This window comes from Pseudomonas sp. EL_65y_Pfl2_R96, assembly GCF_963970905.1.
GTDB lineage: Bacteria > Pseudomonadota > Gammaproteobacteria > Pseudomonadales > Pseudomonadaceae > Aquipseudomonas.
Genome location: NZ_CAXAQH010000274.1, coordinates 1 through 488 on the forward strand (window position 1 = coordinate 1; position 488 = coordinate 488).

Consider the following 488-nt stretch of genomic DNA (forward strand, 5'->3'; position numbering starts at 1 on the left):
CGTCTCGCAAACTACGACTATCGTCCGGCGACGCCAGCGGCATTCGCCCTCGTTGGCATGGCCTTGCTATCGTGCCTGATCGGGCTCGCGCTGTCCTTCGCGCTCATTCCGCCGACGGCGTGGCGGCAGGATATGGCGGTCGAACTTGGCGTTACCGATCTGGTATCCAACATCAACGCGCACGGCCTGCTCGCCGCCCTGTCCGCTGACGATCTGCTTCGCGAAACGCTTCCGCGGCTGGTCGGCGTGGCGCTTGCTGCGCTCATGTCGGGGATTATCGCGTTTCGGATGCGCCGTCGCGCTACACCCATTGTGGATGGTCGTGAGCACTACGAAGGGCTCAAGCTCCTGAAAGGCGTGGCCGCGATTGCGAGCGCCAATGAGCTAGTGGGCAAACAGCACAAAGGAACCGATCGTACGATACAATGGCTGCCAGGCGTGTTCATCCCGCGCGTCATGGAGGTTCAAAACCTCTTGATTCTCGGTGC

Annotated in this window: 1 protein-coding gene; it reads left to right on the forward strand. The window is 61.7% G+C overall.

What is annotated here, in order from left to right:
• Positions 1-488, forward strand: a 488-nt coding sequence (locus AACY49_RS30595; protein WP_339528024.1) for a hypothetical protein, incomplete at both ends; no start/stop codon positions are given.